Raw genomic sequence first — 18,731 nt, forward strand, 5'->3', positions numbered from 1 at the left:
ATCCCTTTATAGAGAAGCATTTGTGTTATTCAAATTAAGAGATATTTCCTATTCAAAAAATTTGAATTATTAATATCAAATTAATAATTATTGTATTAAAGAAAACAAAAAGGTCTTCACGAATGAAGACCTTAAAAAAACACAAATGATGAAAAAAAATTATTTCGATTCACAAATATAAGCAAAATTTATATTATGCAGAGCATCATATGTGCATTTTTTTTAAAAAATATTTATTTTAATTAAAAATAATTATTCTATAACATATTTAGGCTTTTATTAATATTTTGAAATTTTCACAAAATTTACTTCATGTATACAATTGAAAGCAACGAGTTTGGAGACAAATAAAAATTAATCTTTTGCTTTGTTCTCTTCATAAAAATTACCTCTGAGCCATTTGAGAAATTTATTCAGAATCTTTTTCCATGAAATAGACCCGATACCATTGTGTATGCTTTGGGTAACTCACATATATAGAACCCGATTGATAAATATTTTAAAGAAACCCTTTCTTTTAGAACCCAAAATATTTATTTAAACCATTTCTAAAATAAATAAATTCTTAAAAAATTAATACAGTATTCATTTTTTAGAAAAAATTTAAGCCTTATATTTGCCATGTAATGTTAAAATGGTTCTCCATATTATGCTCGATGATGTATGTGCTAGCTACCACCAATGCGGGGGAAGTAATGAAAGTGCCTATGTTTGTGGAACACTTTATGGAATACCACGGAAATCTGTCCGAATTCGTCATGGAGCACTATGACAATCACAAAAAAGACTCTGACTGGGATTTAGACCAAAAGCTGCCGTTTATCAATCCACCCATTGTATTAACAGTGCATGCCCAACTTCCGGAACTTACCTTTGAAATCAAAAAACCTAAGGAAATCAAGATTCCTCAGAAAAACAGTATTTATCAGGAAAAGGACTTCTCAAACCTTTACCTTTCCAGGATTTTCCAGCCTCCACGGCTTTCATAATTGATTTTAGATTGAAAATTAATGCTTTAAGTTTTTTACTCGAAGCAGTCAATTCTTATTACTTATCAATAAATCTGTAGCGCTTTACCATTCTGCTTACATTTTTAATCACAAAACCTTTATTTAAAGCTTTTACAACGTTGTAATAAGTTTAAAATAATGCAGTATGCAATGTTCACCCAATAAGAACTAAAGTGAGCTTCATGCGTACAAAACTTATCACTTAAATACCTTAAGTGCATCAATTTTTTTGTGGTCAAGTCAAGGTTTAAGCAGTATTCAAGGCACTACGGTTAGCAAATAATATATTTTTCATGTTAAACAAAATCATTGAGTTTTCGGTAAAGAATAAGCTCATCATTGCTCTGTTCACCATAGGACTTGTCCTTCTCGGAGTCTATGAAACTACTAAACTTCCCATTGACGCACAACCTGACATCACCAATAATCAGGTCCAGATTATCACTACAGCACCATCTTACGGAGCCGCAGATATAGAGCGTCTTGTCACATTCCCCATTGAGCAGTCTACCAGTAATATCAGTGGTATTACAGAACTTCGAAGTCTTTCAAGATTTGGGCTTTCATTGGTAACTGTTGTTTTTGATGATAAAACAGATGTGTATTGGGCCAGACAGCAGGTTCAGGAGCGTTTACAGCTTGTACAGGACAATATTCCTGCAGGAATTGGGAAACCGGAGCTTGGACCTATTTCCACCGGACTGGGAGAGATCTTCCAATATGTGGTAAGAGCAAAAAAGGGCTATGAAAACGTGTATGACGAAACAGAGCTCAGAACCATTCAGGATTGGGTGGTAAGACGTCAGTTACTAGGAACCAAGGGAGTGGCTGATGTCAGCAGTTTCGGAGGAAAGCTGAAGCAATATGAAATAGCCATCAATCCCAATAAACTTCAGGCATTCAACATCAATATCAATGATGTATTTTCCGCTCTGGAAAAAAATAACCAGAATACCGGAGGTGCTTATATTGAGAAAAAAGAAACCGTTCTTTTTATAAGAAGTGAGGGTCTTTTGGGAAGTACGGAAGATATCGGAAGCATTCAGGTGGCAGAAACAAGGGAAGGAATTCCGGTTCACATAAAAGATGTGGCATCCGTAAAGATAGGATATGCAACAAGATATGGTGCTATGACTTATAATGATACCGGAGAGGTATCGGGAGCAATTGTTTTAATGCTTAAAGGTGAAAATGCCAACGAAGTTATTACCAATATCAAGCAGAGACTGGAAAAAATTCAGGAATCCCTGCCTGAGGGTGTTGTTATTGAACCTTTCCTTGACCGTGCTAAAATGGTGAATAATACCATCAGTACTGTAAAGACAAACCTGATGGAAGGTGCATTAATTGTAGTTTTCATTTTGGTTTTATTTTTAGGAAACTTCAGAGCCGGACTATTGGTTGCCTCTGTTATTCCTTTAGCCATGCTATTTGCCATTATCATGATGAACATCTTTGGAGTTGGCGGTAACCTGATGAGTCTCGGAGCCCTGGATTTTGGTCTTATTGTGGATGGCGCAGTGATTATCGTTGAAGCCGTTCTTCATCAGCTCGCCCACAAAAAACACTTCGGAAAAGATAATATGCTGAGCAAAAATGAGATGAACGAGCAAGTTTCAAGCTCTGCCACTAAAATGGTAAACAGTGCTGTTTTTGGTCAGATCATTATCCTGATTGTGTATCTTCCGATTTTTACGCTTCAGGGAATTGAGGGAAAAATGTTCAAACCTATGGCCCAAACTGTAGCTTTTGCCTTAATTGGTGCATTTATCCTTTCACTTACCTATATCCCTATGATGAGTTCCCTGGTATTAAGCCGAAAGAAAAAGGAAAAAGATAACATTTCTGACAAAGTAATGACCAAGGTAGAAATAGGACATCAAAAGTTTCTGATGAAAGCTCTTAAATACCAAAAAACAATCATTCTTGGAGTATTAATCCTTTTTGCAGGGGCCGTTTTTACTCTTTCCAGAATGGGCGGAGAGTTCATACCCTCACTGGAAGAAGGTGATTTTGCTGTGGAAATGAGAATTCTTCAGGGAAGTAATATTAATGAGACTAAAAAAGTAACCACTCAGGCTTCAAGCATTCTTTTAAAACAATTTCCCGAAATACAGAAAATCGTTGTAAAGATTGGAAGTGCCGAAATTCCTACAGAACCAATGCCAATGGATGCTGGGGATATGATTATTGTTTTAAAACCTAAAAAAGAATGGACTTCCGCATCATCATTTCCGGAGCTGTCTGAAAAGATGAGTAAAGCATTAAGTGTTATTCCGGGACTAACAACCAGTTTTCAGTTTCCTGTACAGATGCGTTTCAATGAATTGATGACCGGAGCCAGACAGGATATAGTCTGTAAAATCTATGGTGAAGATCTTGACAGTCTTACCACCTACGCAAAAAAACTGGGAAGTGTTATCAATTCAGTAAAAGGTGCTCAGGACCTTTATATAGAACCCGTTGTAGGGGCTCCACAGGTGGTCATTGACTATAACCGTTCAGAATTATCACGATACAACATTTCTGTAGCAGAAATCAATAGGGTTATCAATATGGCTTTTGCAGGGCAAACTGCGGGAGCTTTATATGAGGGAGAGAAAAAATTCGACATTGTTGTCCGTATGGATAATGAACATAAAAAAGATATTACAAGCATTCAGAACTTGTTGGTTCCTACAGCTTCGGGTGAACAGGTTCCATTATCTCAGCTGGCTAAGGTAGAACTTAAAAACAGTCCGAACCAGATTCAGAGGGAAGATACCAAAAGAAGAATCATTGTTGGTTTCAACGCAAAAGGAAGAGATGTACAGACTATTGTGGAAGAGCTTCAGCAAAAAGTAAATAAAAATATTAAGTTCTCACCTGGATATACTGTTTCCTACGGTGGAACCTTTGAAAATTTAAATGAAGCTAAAGCAAGACTGGGAATCGCAGTTCCTATTTCTTTGGTGATGATTTTCCTGTTGCTGTTCTTCGCGTTTGGCTCCATAAAACACAGCTTATTAATCTATACTGCAATTCCGTTGTCAGCAATCGGAGGTGTATATTTTCTTGCTTTAAGAGGAATGCCTTTCAGCATCAGTGCAGGGGTTGGGTTCATAGCCTTATTTGGAGTTGCCGTATTGAATGGAATTGTTTTGATATCAGAATTTAACCGATTGAAAAACAACGGAATAACCAACACCAGCAGAATTGTACTCATGGGAACAAGAATCAGGCTTCGTCCGGTCTTAATGACTGCTTTTGTAGCTTCTTTAGGCTTTCTTCCTATGGCGATAAGTAACGGAGCGGGAGCAGAGGTGCAGAGACCTTTGGCGACGGTAGTTATTGGCGGGCTGATGCTGGCAACACTTTTAACCTTATTTGTACTTCCTATTCTCTACGTCCTATTTGAACATATTAATAAAGATAAAATGAAATTCTCTAAAAAAATAAACTATAAAAAGTTATCAGTTTTCTTGCTATTGGTTTCTTTCGGAAGTCTTCAGGCTCAGGAAAACATCACTTTTGAACAAGCTCTGGAAAAAGCAATTCAGCAAAACGGAACCCTTAAAAGTTCAAAATTAATCTCAGATTATCAGGAAAAATTAAAGGCCGGCTATCTTGATCTTCCTCAACTGGAAGTTACCGGCGCAATTGGACAGATTCAGGGAGAAGAAACAGACAACTCATTCGGAATCTCCCAGAAGTTTAGTTTTCCGACAGTTTATTCAAAAAGAAAACAGATGCTGGATGCAGAATGGACAGCGAGTGTTATTAATCAAAACCTTACAAAAACACAGCTTACCAAAGAGGTTACAGATGTTTTTTATAGAATTTTAGTACTACAAGAGAAGAAAAAAGTATTGGAATATATCAGCCAGCTGTACAGCAATTTTGCCAATAAAGCCAGTTTAAGATTGAAAAAAGGTGAAGCCAATATTTTGGAGGAATCAACTGCAGAAATTCAAAAGGAACAAATGCAGGTACAGCTAAACTCTCTTGAAAATGACCTGAATATAGCCAAATTACAGCTTCAGCTACTTCTTCAATCTGAAAATGCCTACCAACCCGTTGCAGATAAGGCTGTAATGGATGTAGGACTTCAACTTTCTGAAGAAATGATTAAGCAACATCCTCAGCTTCAATATTTGCAACAACAGATCAAAATAGGAGAGGCGGAAGTACAACTTGAAAAAAGCAGACTTCTTCCTGAACTTATGGTAGGGTATACCAACCAAAGCATGAAAAACATTAATAACAACCGTTTTAATTCTGTTCAGGTCGGAGTAGGTATTCCTTTATTCACAAAAGGACAAAGAGCTATGGCAAAAGCAGCACAGGCAAAAATTGCAATCTCTGAAAACGAATACCAAAGAAAGGAAATTGAACTTAAAAACAGATTGAGACAACAAATCAGCAACTATCTGAATCAACAGAAAATCATTGGAAATTACGAACAAAAACAGCTTCCAAAATCTGAAACCATCCTGAAAACAGCTCAAAAACAAATGGATGTAGGAGAAATTGATTATCTGAACTGGGTAATATTGGTGAATCAGGCTGTAAAAACCAAGGCCGATTACATTGACAGCCTTGAAAAGCTTAATCAGATTGGAGCAGAACTTAATTTCTTAATTTCAAAATAAACAGCATCATGCAATTCAAAAAAATATCAATATACAGCCTTTCCTTAGCCCTTATTTTATCTTCATGCTCAGGAAAAAAGGAAGAGGAAAAAACTGTTTACGAGAACACAAAATTTACCAAAGGGGCTGAAAATACGGTACACCTTACAGAAAAGCAAATTCAGTCTGTAGGCTTAACTACCACTTCCATCCAAAACAGAAATATGGAAAAACTGGTACGTCTGAACGGAAAAGCAGAGATTGCCCCTTCCCACATCAGCTCGGTTTCAAGCATTATGGGCGGGCATATCAAATCCATCAATGTGATCAATGGAAGCCATTTCAGTAAAGGACAGGTATTGGCCGTTGTAGAAGATCCACAATTCATACAACTTCAACAGGATTATCTGGTAACCAAGGCACAGCTAGAAGCAGCAAGACTGAACTTCAACCGTCAAAAGGATCTTAACACAAGCAAAGCAAGCAGTGATAAAACCATGCAAACCGCTCAGGCAGACTATTCTACCCAGAATGCTACCCTAAAAGGTCTTGAAGAAAAGCTCCGAATTATAGGGATAAACGCCAAAGGATTAAACACTGGAAATATTAGGAGTAAAATCAATATTTATGCACCGTTCAGTGGTTTTGTAAGCAAAATTTTGGTGAATAACGGGCAATATATCAACCCTGCAGATACCTTATTTGAGTTGATTAATCCAGCCGGATTGCTTTTAGAATTAAAGATTTTCGAAAACGATGTGAATGATATAAAAGTTGGACAGGAGATTTTGGTTTACAATAATCAGAAACCTGACCTGAAATCTAATGCTAAAATTGTAAGCGTGGTTCCAAGTATTGAAAACGGAGGTTCTGCAACGGCTGTCGCTAAATTATCGTCTGTCAATTCAGAATTTGTAAAAGGAATGTACATCAATGCAGAAGTTAATATCAGCAGTAGATACACCCAAGGACTTCCCAATGAAGCCGTGGTTTCCTTTGAAAATAAAAATTATGTTTTTGAAGATCTTGGAAAATCAAAGTATAAAATGATTCCTGTGGTTACCGGAATTTCAGATGATCAGTTTACAGAAATCGTAAAGGCAGATTTTTTAAAGGATAAAAAAATTGTACAGAAAGGAGCCTACAGCTTGTTGATGATGCTTAAGAACAAAGCAGAGTAGTTCTCCTGACAAATATTTTAAAGCAAAGGTTTTGTTTACTGTAACAGGTAAATAAAACCTTTTTTATTATGCCTGAATTGATTGTATAATTACAGAGAAAAACTTGTGCCTTTGTGTTTTCCAGCAGAACCTATTAAACCAATTTTCATTTCTTCTTATTTTAAAGAATAAAGTGATTTTTAGCATATTTTCAAAATTACAAGTATTATTTAATGCATAATTTATTAAAAAATGATATTTTTAGCGGTGAATAGTTTTTAGGAATTTTTAGTTGCATTAAGTAAAAAACTTTTATTGAAACATAATGACAACTAAACCGTTACACAATTTTCATATTCCCGTAATGGGATTGGCTTATACTATAGACAGCCCGATCCGCGTTGCACAATATGGAATTTCTTCTGTGATTTCTATTATTGATGATGAAATCCTTGAAAAAATGAAGAACTTCTATACCAAGAAGTTTAATCTGGATTATCTGGGAATATCTACAAAAACAGAGGATTACAGAGCCAAAAGGGTTACTGCTTATCTGAACATGGTAGATGATATCGTGAATGAAAAATTCGAATCTTTCAAACAGGAAATCAGTAAAAATAAAGAAGCATTGAAAGACTTTATAACCATGCTTCCCAATACTTCAGATCTGAAAAACAGTCTCCAAAATCTTATCAATCAAAAAGATAATTGGGGGGACAGTATTAAAAATTTCATCGAGGCCAATTTAATACCGGGAAGTATTGATGTCAATATCATGACAAAAGTTGATAAAGACAACTATAAGAAAAACGAGCAGCTTCCTGTGATGTACAATGATGCTCATGCCTCACTCCGCGGATTTGCCAATAGTAAATTATCTTCCTCCATGGTTCTTTCTGCAGGGATGAATCCTCGTTTGTATAGCTATATGGAAGAATTCGAGGACTTTTTCCCCAATGAAAATGGTATTCTGAAAAAGAAAATCATTCTTAAGGTGAGTGATTTCCGTTCTGCAATGATTCAGGGAAATTTTCTGGCAAAAAAAGGGCTTTGGGTTTCAGAATACAGAATAGAATCCGGTTTGAACTGTGGTGGCCATGCTTTCGCCACAGAGGGAATGCTTTTGGGACCTATCATGGAAGAATTCAAGCAGAAAAAAAATGAACTGATACAATCTGCCCATGCATTAATGATCAATGCTTTAGAACAAAAGGGAAAACACCTTGTCTCTAAGCCTTTAGAAATGAAAATTACCGTACAGGGTGGCGTAGGAACCTCAGAGGAACACGATTTTTTACTGGCAACCTATGATGTAGACAGTGTAGGATGGGGATCACCGTTTTTATTGGTTCCTGAAGCAACTTCTGTAGATACGGAAACCAGAAATTTACTTTTAAAAGCCAAAGAACAGGACTTTTATCTGAGTAAGATTTCGCCGCTTGGCGTACCATTCAATACTGTAAAAGGAACTTCTAATGAGCTATTAAAACATCAGAAAGAAGCAAAAGGAAAACACGGAAGTTCATGTCCAAAGAAGCTTTTGGCATTATCCAAAGAATTTTCGCAGGAAGGAACATGTACTGCTTCCAAAAAATATCAGGATATCAAATTGGAAGAACTTTATGCGCAAAAAGAATTGTTATCTGCGGAAGAATTTGATAAAAGAAAATCTGAAATCACAGATAAAGCTTGCCTGTGTGTAGGACTTGTCAATGCTGCCTACATGGAGCAAGGACTCGAAATTAAAGGTGAAAAACAAGGTGTAGTTATCTGTCCGGGACCGAATATAGCATTTTTTGATAAAGAGGTTTCCCTTTCGGAAATGGTAAAGCACATTTATGGTAACACCAATATTCTTTCAGATATCCAGCGTCCCAATATGTTCATTAATGAGCTGAAAATGTATGTTGATTATCTGAAAAAGGAAATTACAGACTCATCCATACAGATTACCCAATCTCAATCCAAAAAATGGAATGCTTTCAAAAAAAACATGCTTGAAGGAATAGAATATTATCACAATCTTTTTAAAACATCGTCATTCTTCAGCCAGAAATCACAAACCATACATCATCAACTTCAAGAATATAAACAGATCCTTATGGCTATTGAAATTCCTCAGGTCGAAAAGTAATAATTACTTTTACTTGATAATTTTATATTCAGAAAATCAAAAAAACAGCCTTTAGATAAAGGCTGTTTTTTTGATTATAATGAAATCTTAAAAAACATTTCTGTTATAAAATAAATGAGTAAACATGGGCTTTTTCATTTATAATAACTATAGATCGCATGGTTATTTTAAATCTATATCCCGCTTAATATTCCTTACCTTAGAGGTCAGTTAGTAAAATTATTTTTATGGAAAAAAGAAAAATCAAGAACACCAATTTGGAAGTTGCCCCAATTAATTTTGGAGGTAATGTTTTTGGATGGACTCTAGACGAAAAACAATCGTTTGATATACTGGATCAGTTTACCGAAGCAGGATTCAATTTTATAGATACTGCAGATACTTACTCGTGGTGGGTAAACGGAAAAGGCGGACAATCTGAGGAAATTATCGGAAAATGGATGAAAAGCCGTAATAACCGTAAGAACATCGTGCTGGCAACCAAAGTAGGTTCCGAAACAAAGGAACATGGTTTTGACATCAGTAAAAAACATATCCTAAAATCTGTGGATGAATCCCTGCAAAGGCTTCAGACTGATCATATTGATGTTTATTATACCCATTTTGATGATAACGTTACTCCGGTAGAAGAAACTCTTTCAGCATACGATGAAATCATCAAGGCAGGAAAAGTACGTTATATTGCAGCATCCAACCTTTCTCCGGAACGTTTAAAAGCGTCATTCGAAGCTTCTGAAAAGAACAATCTTCCTAAATATGTAGCCTTACAGCCTCATTACAATCTATTGGAGAGAGAAGGTTTTGAAAAAAACTATGCTCCATTAGTAGAACAGTTTGATCTGAGTGTCTTCCCATATTGGTCTTTGGCAGCAGGATTTTTAACTGGAAAATACCGTAATGAAGCAGATCTTGCCAAAAGCGCGAGAGGAGAGGGCGTAAGAAAATACCTAAACCCAAAAGGTCTGGACGTGTTAAAAGCATTGGATCAGATAAGCGAAAAATATCATAGCAATCAGGGAACTGTTGCTTTGGCCTGGTTGTTATCAAATCCTCTGATTACAGCCCCAATTGTAAGTGCTACGAGTGCATCACAGCTTGAAACGCTTTTCAATGCTCCAAAGCTTATTTTAGACCAAGGAGATATTGATTTGCTTAATAAAGTAAGTCAGTAGTTTACAATTATCATTGTTAGATTAAAAAAAAATCCGTTCAAGACTGAACGGATTTTTTAATAAGTATATTTTTATAATCATTATTCTGAATATTCTTTCAAAAGCTGTCTATAACTCATCAAAATAGAGGATTTAGAGATAAAGCCAATGAAATCATTATTATCACTTACTACCGGAAGATTCCAGACTCCTGTATCATCAAAGGTTTGAAGAATTTCCAGCGGTTTATTTTCAGGATGGAGTATAGCCGGCGGAGCTTTCATCACCTGAATAATGGTTTGTAAAGGATCAATTTCCTTATTGAAAAGATAAGGTCTTATATCATCCAGTGTTAAAATACCCTTTAGTTTTCTATGATCATCTACTATGGCAAAAATATTTTTATCACCATTCTTTACCAGTTCAAACAGTTCTGTAATAGACGCATTCTCATTAATTGTCTGCGAATATCTATCGATAAAATCCTCTGTTCTCAACGCAAATAACAGGTTCTTGTCATGCTTATTTGTGAATATTTTCCCCTGGTCTGCAAGAGACTTCAATTCTGGAGAAATTGGAGAAAACCATTTGGCAATAAGATAAGATATTACCGAAGCAATCATCAACGGGATAAACAAATCATATCCAAAGCTGGATTCTGCAATCAGGAATATAGCCGTTAAAGGAGCATACAGAACGCCGCTCATTGCACCAGCCATTCCTACCAGAACAAGATTGGTTACGGGAACATCTGTAAAGCCGATATGCTGACAAACCAGAGCAAATAAATACCCCAACGTTCCACCTGCAAAAAGAGACGGAGCAAAGTTTCCGCCATTTCCGCCACTGAATATGGTAAAAGAAGTTGCAAAAGCTTTTAATAGCAGTACCAATACTAAAAATACAATAATCGTCCAGTCTCCAATTTCAAAGTATCTGAAAAAACTGTTTTCAATAATGGAGTGCGTATTTCCGTTTGTAAAGGCCTTTACCGTTTCATATCCCTCTCCAAATAAGGGTGGAAAGAGAACACAAAGAAGTGAAAGTACAGCTCCTCCGAACATCGCCTTCCGCATTCGGGATAATTGAAGTCCTTTTATGAAATGCTCTACCTTTTGAGAAACAATTACAAAATATCGTGCATATAATCCTGTCACAAGGCCTAAAATAAGGTAATAAGGGACATTTTTATAGTTGAATGCATCTCTTGTATAAAATCTGAAAAGAACATCTTCCTGAAGTAAAATTCTGGACAAAAGACTTCCACATACTGCTGCCACCACCAAAGGAATAAAATCCGTAAAAACCACTCCGGTTAGTAAGATTTCAAAGGCAAACATAATCCCGGCAATAGGAGCATTGAATGCCGAAGCTATTCCGGCAGTAGCACCTGCAGCAAGCAATAATGTACGTTCTTTATAATTAAGTCTGTACGTCTGGGCATAATTGGATCCTATGGCTGCTCCGGTAACGGCAATGGGACTTTCCAGACCTGCAGAGCCTCCCAATCCAACGGTAACCGCACTTTGTATAACTTGGGAATACATTTTTACAGAAGCTACAATGCTTGAATTTTGGGCAATTTCATAAAGAATCGCTCCAATTCCTTTTCTATCCTGCCCTTTAAATAAGGTCAGAACGATCATGGTGGTAAGGACAATTCCTAAAAATGGAAAAACAATGTAGAATAATATCTGATATTCAAAATGAACTTTATTGGTAATAAAATAATGGATATTATGAACCAATGTTTTAAGGATAACTCCGGCAAGTCCTGCTGTACAGCCAACCAGAATTCCGGAAAGTACAAGAAACTGGTTACGGCTCAGTCTGTTGTTCAGCCAATGCAGAATAAGCTCATAACTGCGCGCTTTTTCCAGTCCGTATTTCTGGAAATCTCTTTTAAATTTTAGAAAGCTTAGGTACTTTTTTTTGTTGTGAATTTTCACCTGGGAAGAATTTTATACTGACCTCAATTGGATACAGTTCTGTAAATTTATGAAATATCTTTAGAAATCTTCTGTTTCTTATTTCCAAAAACGAAAGGAATTCTCTCAAAAAGCCATCAAAATGATCATGAAAAACTCTGTATCAGGCGAAAGGCACCTTGTTTCTGAGATTTTAAAATTGAGAAATATTTCTCTTACTATTTACTATATTTATGACAGGATTTAAAATTCAAAATTTCTTCAAAATTTAAATATAGATTTATCGCATGAAAATTCTAATTGTAGAAGATGAGACAGAATTGTCCAAAAGTATTTCGGAATATCTTTCTGGAGAAAATTATCTCTGTGAAATTGCCGAAACCTACACTGAAGCGATCAACAAAATAGAACTGTTTCATTATGATTGCATTCTACTGGACATTATGCTTCCTGATGGAAATGGGCTTAAGATTTTGGAGGAACTAAAAAAACAACAAAAACAGGATGGTGTGATTATCATTTCTGCCAAAAATGCGCTGGATGATAAGATCGCAGGTCTGCAGATGGGCGCGGATGATTATCTTACCAAGCCATTTCATCTTTCCGAATTAATGGCAAGAGTATATTCCATTATCCGTAGAAAACAGTTCAGTAGTTCCAATGTGGTTAATCAGAATGAGCTTCAGATTGATCTTCTGGCAAAAACAGTTGTGGTAAATAATGAAATTGTTTCCTTAACTAAAAAGGAATTTGATCTTCTTATTTATTTTATCGGAAATAAAAACAAAGTTATCTCCAAAAGTACATTGGCAGAGCATCTTTCCGGTGATTTTGCAGATATGCTTGACAATCATGATTTTGTATATGCACACGTAAAAAATCTTAAGAAAAAGCTATATGATGCAGGATGTGAACATTATCTTAAAACAGTGTATGGAACGGGATATAAGTGGGAAAACTAGATGAATGAAACGTATAATGGTTATCATTCAAATTCCTAATTTAGATTCTGATCAATTTATCTTCATAACTCATAATTCATCATTAATTTGAAACCTTTATTAAGCAAAACAACCAAGCCTTTTCTTATCTACGTACTCATTGTACTGATGGTAAGTATTCCTGTATACTATTTTGTAGTAGATACCATCTGGAAAAGTGAACTGGATGAACATAATCAAATTATTGTAGAAAAAACAGCATACGAATTCAATCAGTTAAAACTATCTGACGAGGAACTAGAAAAAAGCCTTCAGCTATGGAATCAAATCCAACCGGAAACCAATATTGAAAGAATTTCTGCAGATCACATTAAAGGAGATAGTATATACACCAATGAAAGAGCTCTTCCATTTATATCTGAGCAAAAGAAAGAACGTTATAGATGTCTTAGAAAGGTAATTTATATTCAGAATAAACCCTACCTCTTTACCATACAAACCAATATTGAGGAATCGCACGAAACCATAGCTGTTATTGCAATGATTACAGTATTTTTCTTTGTAATGATTGTTGTAGGATTATTATATCTGAACAGAAAATTATCAACCTCTATCTGGAAACCGTTTAGAAATACATTAGACAGGCTGAAAACATTCAATCTCAACAGCCAGAATAAAATGGAGTTTCCTAGTTCTGACACAACCGAATTTGAAGAACTTAATCAAGCCCTTCATAAATTAATAGAGCGCAACATTTCTATTTATAAAACCCAAAAGGAATTTACTGAAAATGCGTCCCACGAATTACAGACTCCGCTAGCCATTATTAAAAACAAACTGGATCTTCTCCTTCAGGATCAGGATCTCACCGAAAGGCAATACAGCATTGCCGAAGATATGAATAAGGCACTTACCAGAAGCTCCCGAATCAACAAAAACCTTTTGTTATTGGCTAAAATCGACAATAATCAGTTTGATAATTCTGAAGTTATTTCATTTGATCATTTACTTCATCAAAGTATTGATCTTCTGCAGGAACATTTTGAACAGAAAAATATATCTTTCGAAGAGAAGATTACTTCTGATATAAAGGTAAATGGAAATAGCAGTTTGACGGAGATTATGATCAACAACCTCATCATCAATGCCATCCGCCATACTTCGCCAGGGGGCTCCATTTTTATACAATTAACAGATTCTTCTTTTGAAGTTTCCAATTCAGGCACAGAAAAACTGGATACAGATTTATTATTTAAAAGATTTTCCAAACTATCAGCTAATAATAATGGAAGTGGGCTAGGGTTATCCATTATTCAGGAAATCTGTAAATTTCATCACTGGACTGTCAATTATAAGTTCGAAAATTGCTACCATATTTTTTCTGTCAATTTATAATTTCTTTAACATCTGAGCTTTTAAAATTCTAAATTAATTCTAAATCGGATTGCACCTTTGTATTGAAAATATATACATACTGAAGTGTAAATTTTATTTAGAAATGATTTTAAAAATTGCCCTTTTATTCGCAGGAACTATACTTGCATTCTGGATCAGCGCTATTTGTGGAGGCGGTGCAAGTCTTATTTTGATTCCTATCCTGAATCTGCTGCTTCCAACTTCTTTGGTTCCTTTTTCTTTAACAGTTGGAACCCTTACAAGCTCAGCCTCCCGTATTGCCGTATTCAAACAGCATATCAACTGGAAAATATTCTTATGGTTTGTTCCGTTTTCCATTCCCGCTGTACTGCTGGGTGCTTATTTGATTAAATATGTGAATCCAAATTATCTGCAGCTTATTGTGGCATTCTTCCTGATTGCCAATCTTCCTCAACTTTTCGCTTCGAAAAATAAACCGGTAGAAACTAACAAAGAATATCCTAAATCTGCATTAGCACTTATTGGCTTTTCTGCAGGTTTCATTTCAGGAATTACGGGTGCAGTAGGTCTTCTTTTCAACCGTTTTTATCTGAAATTCAGCCTTAAAAAAGAGGAAATTGTAGCAACCCGTGCTGCCAATGAGGTATTTCTTCATCTTATTAAGCTTATTATTTATATCTCATTGGGATTATATTCCAAAACAGCATTGTGGCTTGGGATTGCCATTGCAGTAGCAGCCATTGTCTCTTCTTATACTGTAAAATACATTCTTCCTCATCTTAGTGAAAATCTGTTCAAAAAAATTGGATATGCAGCCATGGTAATATCAGGAATTACTTTATTAACAAGTACATCGGGAAGAATTATTGAACAGGACCAAATTGCAATTAATACCTCATCCACAGCAAAGAAAAACACCTATACCATGAACTGGAAAGATACCCGTATTGTTCTGGAATATAAAGTTAATGGAGGGGTAGAAATTGAGAAAAGCGTAAAGCCGGAGGAATTATCCGGACAGCTCAAAGAGAAATATCACGCACTGATAGAACATTATGACGAGGTTCATATTGAAAAAGTTTATGCACTAGGGAAAAATACAGCCCATGAATTTTATTGCTATAAAAATAATGTGCTTACAAAGTTCAAAGCCTAAAAAAGCATTCATAAATAAACAGATCGTTTAGAAAAACAAATAGTAAAATACAATGAGAACGATAAACAAAGTAGCAGCTGTCACTACACTTTTCTGGTTCATGAAGATTGTAGCCACCACATTGGGGGAAACTTTAGGGGATTTTATTTCCATGACCTTAAATCTGGGATATACTGTGGGAATTCTCATCACTTTATTTTTTTTCATCCTGATATTATCTGTACAGCTTAATGTCAAAAAGTATATTCCGGCTGTGTACTGGACGGTCATTATCGGAACAACAACCTTAGGGACGGAAATTTCAGATTTCATTGACAGAACTTTGAAAGCCGGATATCTGGTAGGCAGTTTACTTCTTCTTTCCGGACTTTTAACTTCACTTTTTTTATGGTATAAAAAGTATGGCAATCTTGAAGTGTATCCAATTTTTGAAAGAAATAAAGAATTTTATTATTGGACTGCCATATTATTTTCAAATAGTCTGGGAACAGCATTTGGGGATTTCCTTAGTGATAACCTAGGATTAGGATATATGACAGGAGCTCTCATTACCGGTTTCATTATTCTGATCGTGGTATTGCTTCATTATTTCACCAAGATTAATCATGTTATTTTGTTTTGGATTGCATTTGTATTTACCAGACCATTTGGAGCCACGTTTGGAGATCTACTAACAAAACCTCTTGCAAAAGGCGGGCTTGATTTGGGAACGGTAAATGCCTCACTCATATCTCTTGCCTTAATGGTTCTTATGATACTTATTTCACAGAGAAAACAAAAGAAAGAACTTCCTTTTCAATCATAAAAAGAGATTTAAAAAAAATAAAGACTACAATATAATGAATAGAAAGAAACTCTTACTTTTTCCGACCGTTGCCATTTCTTCCATCATTACGGCACAAGTTACTTCAGTAACGGTATCCGGAAGAGTTACTACCAAGGATAAGACCATGTTGCCTTATGCCAATATTATTTTAAAAAAGGAAAAAGACACTGCGTTTATAGCCGGAACATTTACTAATGAAGAAGGAAGATTTTCCATTACAGGGATAAAACCGGACCATTATCTTTTGGAAACTTCCATGGCAGGTTATGATCTGCAAAAGCAGCCCGTTTTTATAGGAAGTCTTTCTGAGTTTTTAGAAATTCCTCCTATTGAACTGACCGCCAAAAAAGAAAGTGAAACAAAAATTGAAGAAGTTGTTTTATCTGCTTCCAAAAAGAATGAAATAGGAAATCAGCTTGATAAAAAAACATACTCTGTAGCAGACAATATCAGCCAAAGTGGTGGATCTGTATTGCAAAGTATGCAAAATTTACCCGGAATAACAGTACAGGACGGTAAGGTACAACTTAGAGGAAATGATAAAGTAACGGTTCTGATTGACGGCAGACAAACTGCAATTACCGGATTTGGAAGCCAGACAGGACTTGATAATATCCCATCTTCTTCCATTGATAAAATTGAGATCATCAATAATCCCTCATCAAAATATGATGCAAACGGGAATGCGGGAATCATCAATATTATCATGAAAAAAAATAAGCAAAATGGATGGAATGGTAAGATAGGCTTTACCGCAGGTTTGGGTTCATTATGGGTAAGAAAAGAGAATCTACCAACCATAAGACCTCAATACACTTTAACTCCAAAAATCAATCCATCACTTTCTCTTAATTACAGAAAAAATAAGATCAATGTATTTTTACAGGCCGATAATCTGTACACTGAGACGCTTAACAAAAATGAGTTTGTCACCCGTACTTATGATGATGGAACCATCATTAATTCACAGTTGAAAAGAAACAGAAATACGAATTTCTTCACCACAAAAGCAGGAATAGACTGGAATATTGATGCTCAAAATACATTAACAATCTCAGGGATGTATGGGAGTGAAAAAATCATAGATCGTGGAGATCAGCCTTTCTTTAATGGAGATAAGTCCCAACGTCTTCGTCTTTGGCAATTTTTAGAAGATGAATTGAAAACTACGGTGATGGGTACAGCTTCTTATCAACATAAATTCAAGGAAGCGGGGCATTTATTGAATGTTGGTTTCAACTATACCTTTCACAGAGAGGACGAAAAGTATTTCTATGATAATTATTTGCCAGCTTCTACAGGAACCGATGCTTTTAAGCTATTGTCTGATGAACAGGTTTATGACTTCAATGTTGATTATGTAAAGCCTTTAAAATATGGTAGAATTGAAACAGGGATTAAATTGAGAAGCAGAAGCATCCCAACCAACATGAATTTTATCCCCGGAGCAAACTCTGTATTGGATGTTGCCGCTGGCGGAAAAGCAGATTATAAAGAATTTATTCCTGCCGTATATGGAAACTATATTTTTGAAAATGAAAAATGGGAAGCAGAACTTGGGTTACGACTGGAGTATGTAAGAATAGAATATGACGTAAATCCTAACCATCCCACTTATAAAAGTGATGGATACAATTATACGCAGCCATTTCCCAATTTTAGACTAGCCTATAAGCTCAATGACCATAATAAATTTTCCATTTTTTATAACAGGAGGGTAGACCGTCCTAATGAAGTGGATATCCGAATTTTTCCAAAATATGATGACGCAGAGATTATTAAGGTAGGAAATCCTGCACTCAGACCTCAGTTTACCAACTCTATTGAATTGGGATATAAGTACAACTGGGATAACGGATATCTATATTCTGCCCTATATCATCGCTTTGCCAATGGAACCATCACTAGAATTTCGAGTACGGTTCCGGACAGCAATCTTATCTATGCCATATTCCAAAATGCGGGAAAAAGCTACAATACCGGGTTAGAAGCTATATGGAACCAAAAAGTATCGGAGGTGTATTCATTCAATATCAACGGAAATATGTACCGTAACCAGATTAATGCATTCTCTGTACAAAATCTGTATCCGAAGCCTAATATTTTTTCTGCAGACAAACAATCTGCAGTTTCCGGAAATGTAAAGCTGAATAATATCTTTCATTTTTCAAAAGGATTAAATGCTCAGATTACCGCTGTTTATCTGGCTCCCGACATTATTCCTCAGGGAAGAATAAAATCCAGATTTTCAATGGATATAGGATTGAAGAAAGCAATACAGAAAGGAAAAGGAGAACTGTTTCTAAATGCTTCAGATTTACTCAACACCATGCTTATTAAGAAAAATATTCAGGGAATGGGATTCGCTTATACGAGTAATGATTATTATGAAACCCAGGTAGTAAGGCTGGGATACAGTTATAAATTTTAATTTAAAA

Annotated in this window: 11 protein-coding genes; 10 read left to right on the forward strand and 1 reads right to left on the reverse strand. The window is 35.6% G+C overall.

The window, feature by feature from the left end; genetic code table 11:
• The first annotated feature begins 656 nt into the window (after positions 1–656).
• The 5 genes from EG359_RS03215 to EG359_RS03235 all read left to right on the forward strand — a co-directional run bounded on the left by EG359_RS03215 (position 657) and on the right by EG359_RS03235 (position 10,086).
• Positions 657–989: a hypothetical protein gene (locus tag EG359_RS03215; protein WP_106915643.1), complete on the forward strand. Its 333-nt coding sequence runs from the start codon at positions 657–659 to the stop codon at positions 987–989.
• Positions 990–1,303: 314 nt separating this feature from the next.
• Positions 1,304–5,641 (forward strand): CusA/CzcA family heavy metal efflux RND transporter, encoded by a 4,338-nt coding sequence (locus EG359_RS03220; RefSeq protein ID WP_076351933.1) that lies wholly within the window; start codon positions 1,304–1,306, stop codon positions 5,639–5,641.
• An 8-nt stretch (positions 5,642–5,649) separates the two neighbouring features.
• Complete coding sequence (locus tag EG359_RS03225; RefSeq protein WP_076351932.1) at positions 5,650–6,801, forward strand: efflux RND transporter periplasmic adaptor subunit; 1,152 nt, start codon at positions 5,650–5,652, stop codon at positions 6,799–6,801.
• 304 nt (positions 6,802–7,105) lie between these two features.
• Positions 7,106–8,914, forward strand: a complete 1,809-nt coding sequence (locus EG359_RS03230) for a hypothetical protein (RefSeq protein ID WP_076351931.1) — start codon at positions 7,106–7,108, stop codon at positions 8,912–8,914.
• Between the two features lie 227 nt (positions 8,915–9,141).
• Positions 9,142–10,086: an aldo/keto reductase gene (locus tag EG359_RS03235; RefSeq protein WP_076351930.1), complete on the forward strand. Its 945-nt coding sequence runs from the start codon at positions 9,142–9,144 to the stop codon at positions 10,084–10,086.
• A gap of 80 nt (positions 10,087–10,166) precedes the next feature.
• Here the strand turns inward: EG359_RS03235 and EG359_RS03240 are convergent, their stop codons facing one another.
• Positions 10,167–12,014 (reverse strand): chloride channel protein, encoded by a 1,848-nt coding sequence (locus tag EG359_RS03240; protein ID WP_076351929.1) that lies wholly within the window; start codon positions 12,012–12,014, stop codon positions 10,167–10,169.
• Positions 12,015–12,280: 266 nt separating this feature from the next.
• Between EG359_RS03240 and EG359_RS03245 the strand changes: the two genes are divergently transcribed.
• From EG359_RS03245 to EG359_RS03265, 5 genes are all read left to right on the forward strand, one after another.
• On the forward strand, positions 12,281–12,955 hold the full coding sequence (locus EG359_RS03245; RefSeq protein WP_076351928.1) for a response regulator transcription factor: 675 nt from the start codon (positions 12,281–12,283) through the stop codon (positions 12,953–12,955).
• An 87-nt stretch (positions 12,956–13,042) separates the two neighbouring features.
• Positions 13,043–14,329 carry a sensor histidine kinase gene (locus EG359_RS03250; RefSeq protein WP_076351927.1) on the forward strand — a complete coding sequence of 429 codons (1,287 nt, stop codon included), beginning with the start codon at positions 13,043–13,045 and terminating at the stop codon, positions 14,327–14,329.
• Between the two features lie 103 nt (positions 14,330–14,432).
• Positions 14,433–15,467: a sulfite exporter TauE/SafE family protein gene (locus EG359_RS03255; protein ID WP_076351926.1), complete on the forward strand. Its 1,035-nt coding sequence runs from the start codon at positions 14,433–14,435 to the stop codon at positions 15,465–15,467.
• 52 nt (positions 15,468–15,519) lie between these two features.
• Positions 15,520–16,272, forward strand: a complete 753-nt coding sequence (locus EG359_RS03260) for a COG4705 family protein (protein WP_076351925.1) — start codon at positions 15,520–15,522, stop codon at positions 16,270–16,272.
• A 34-nt stretch (positions 16,273–16,306) separates the two neighbouring features.
• Positions 16,307–18,724, forward strand: coding sequence for a TonB-dependent receptor (locus tag EG359_RS03265; RefSeq protein ID WP_076351924.1), 2,418 nt, complete (start codon positions 16,307–16,309; stop codon positions 18,722–18,724).
• Positions 18,725–18,731 lie beyond the last annotated feature (7 nt).

It is taken from the genome of Chryseobacterium joostei (genome assembly GCF_003815775.1).
In the GTDB taxonomy this organism is placed as follows: domain Bacteria; phylum Bacteroidota; class Bacteroidia; order Flavobacteriales; family Weeksellaceae; genus Chryseobacterium; species Chryseobacterium joostei.

Coding starts and splice junctions, on each gene's coding strand:
- EG359_RS03235 (WP_076351930.1), top strand. CDS start 9,142: ATGGAAAAAAGAAAAATCAAGAACACCAATTTGGAAGTTGCCCCAATT.
- EG359_RS03260 (WP_076351925.1), top strand. CDS start 15,520: ATGAGAACGATAAACAAAGTAGCAGCTGTCACTACACTTTTCTGGTTC.
- EG359_RS03220 (WP_076351933.1), top strand. CDS start 1,304: ATGTTAAACAAAATCATTGAGTTTTCGGTAAAGAATAAGCTCATCATT.
- EG359_RS03265 (WP_076351924.1), top strand. CDS start 16,307: ATGAATAGAAAGAAACTCTTACTTTTTCCGACCGTTGCCATTTCTTCC.
- EG359_RS03230 (WP_076351931.1), top strand. CDS start 7,106: ATGACAACTAAACCGTTACACAATTTTCATATTCCCGTAATGGGATTG.
- EG359_RS03245 (WP_076351928.1), top strand. CDS start 12,281: ATGAAAATTCTAATTGTAGAAGATGAGACAGAATTGTCCAAAAGTATT.
- EG359_RS03255 (WP_076351926.1), top strand. CDS start 14,433: ATGATTTTAAAAATTGCCCTTTTATTCGCAGGAACTATACTTGCATTC.
- EG359_RS03215 (WP_106915643.1), top strand. CDS start 657: ATGATGTATGTGCTAGCTACCACCAATGCGGGGGAAGTAATGAAAGTG.
- EG359_RS03225 (WP_076351932.1), top strand. CDS start 5,650: ATGCAATTCAAAAAAATATCAATATACAGCCTTTCCTTAGCCCTTATT.